The sequence below is a fragment of the Microbacterium sp. zg.Y909 genome (assembly GCF_024626565.1).
Map to the genome: position 1 here is coordinate 1 of NZ_JANJFJ010000540.1, position 2,282 is coordinate 2,282.

2 protein-coding genes are annotated in these 2,282 nt (G+C 71.2%); both read right to left on the reverse strand.

From position 1 onward, the window contains the following. Window positions 1-1,340: aminopeptidase P family protein (locus NQ160_RS22545; protein WP_257517263.1), on the reverse strand; the 1,340-nt coding region annotated here is incomplete at its 3' end. A gap of 37 nt (window positions 1,341-1,377) precedes the next feature. Then, window positions 1,378-2,282 (reverse strand): endonuclease/exonuclease/phosphatase family protein (locus tag NQ160_RS22550; RefSeq protein WP_257517264.1); only part of this gene is annotated, 905 nt, incomplete at its 5' end.

Here is a 2,282-nt window from a genome sequence, read left to right on the forward strand (position 1 = left end):
CCGTCCTCGGTCATGAGGATGTCGTCCTCGATGCGCACGCCGATGCCGCGGTACTCCTCAGGCACGGTGACGTCGTCGATCTGGAAGTACAGACCCGGCTCGATCGTGAACACCATGCCCGGCTGCAGGATGCCGTCGTAGTACATCTCCCGACGCGCCTGCGCGCAGTCGTGCACGTCGATGCCCAGGTGGTGGCTGGTGCCGTGCACCATGTAGCGGCGGTGGTGCCCGCCGCGGTCGGCGTCGAGGGCTTCTTCGGCGGTGACCGGCAGCAGCCCCCACTCCGCGGTGCGCCGCGCGAGCACGGCAAGGGCCGTCTCGTGCAGCGTGCGGAAGGTCACGCCCGGCCGCGCCGCGGCGAAGGCGGCGTCGGCCGCTTCGCGGACGGTCTCGTAGATGCGGCGCTGGATGTCGGTGAACTGCCCCGAGACCGGCAGCGTGCGGGTGATGTCGGCGGTGTAAAGGCTGTCGACTTCGGCGCCGGCGTCGACGAGGATCAGGTCGCCCGGCAGCACGGCCCCGTCGTTGCGGGTCCAGTGCAGATAGCAGGCATGCGGGCCGGAGGCGGCGATCGTGTCGTACCCGACGGCGTTGCCGTCGCTGCGGGCGCGCTGGTGGAATACGCCCTCGACGACGCGCTCGCCACGCGGGTGCTCGATGATGCGGGGAAGGTTCGCGACGATGTCGTCGAACCCGGCGGCGGTGACGTCGACGGCCAGGCGCATCTGCGCGATCTCGTAGTCGTCCTTGATGAGGCGCAGCTCGGAGACGAACCGGGTGAGGTCGGGGTCCACGCCCACGACGAGGTCGTCGTCGGATGCGGTGAACGCGTCGAGGTGGTCGGTCGCGAGGGCCAGGTCCGCAGCGACGCCCTCCAGCGCGGGGCGAGGGCCGATCCAGAACTCGCCGATCGAGGCGTCGGAGTAGAACTCCGCCGTGGTGCGGTCCGCGCGTTCGCGGAAGTACAGGGTGGCGGCGTGGCCGTCGTCGGTCGGCGCGAAGACGAGCACGGAGTCCGGCTCGCTGTCGGAGCCCCAGCCGGTGAGGTGCGAGAACGCGGAGTGCGCGCGGAAGGGGTAGTCGGTGTCGTTGGAGCGCTGCTTCATCGACCCCGCGGGAACGACCACGCGCTTTCCGGGGAACGCCGCGGACACGGCTTGGCGCCGGACGGCGGCGTACGCGGCCTGCTCGCGCGCCTCGGGCAGCGTCGCCGGACGCTCGGCCCACCCCGTGGAGATCGTGTCGAGGAAGCCCTGGCCGTAGTTCTGACGCCGGTTCGTGGTGGTGTCGGTCTGCTGCGGTTCGGTTGCGGTCGCGTCGTTGTCGCCTGACGTGTTCATACCACCAGTCTGGCACCGCTCGGCTGAGCGGTCGCAGTCAGTCCGCCGGCTCGAGCTGCACCACGAGGGGACGGTGGTCGCTGCCGGCGTCGTCCATCGACGTCAGCACCACGGACCCGGAGACCTCCCAAGCATCCGTCGCCATCACGTGGTCGATGGGCGAGCCCACGAGGGTCGGCACCTGTGCCGGCCAGGTGCCCGCCACTCCGCTGCCGGTGAGCGCCGCGGCGTCGCGGCAGCGGCCGAGGTGCCCGCCGTCGACCCCCAGGCGCAGCATGTGGTCGAGGGTGGCGTTGAAGTCGCCAGCCATGATGACGTCATCCGCGGCGCACTGGTCGGCGAGCCACTGCAGGTCATCGCGCCAGGCCTGCATCGCGGACTGGCGGGGGGCGACCGCGTGCGCAGCCACGATGATGGGTCCTGACCCGTCGACAGGCATGGCGACGGCGCTGGGCACCACCGAGGTGTTGCTCGTGCCGTCGCGCGAGGACTCGATGACGGCGTAGTCACCCATCGCGGGCGAGATGAGCAGCGTCGTGGAGTCGGCATCCCACAGCCCCCGCTCGGTGTGGTGCGCCCACATCGGATGGCCCATCTCGCGCATCGCGATCGCGACGGCTTCCCCTGTCTCGATCGTGGTCTCGGGCAGCGCGACCACGTCGGCGGCCATCGCGACCGCGGTCTTGGCGATGGTGTCGGGGGAGGTGGCGGCGCCTCCGGCGGTGTTCCAGGTCATGACCCGTACGCTCTGCTCGCCCTTGGTCGGGAGCGCCTCGGATCCGGCCCCACGCTGCACGACGGTCACTCCGGTCGCTACGGCGGCGATCGCGCACACCGCGGCGATGGACAGCGCCATCGCCCGCAACGGCCGGGCGACGGCCAGCAGCAGGGCGACGATGACACCGGCGGCGAAGGCGAGCGCCATGAGCGGACGGAACGAGA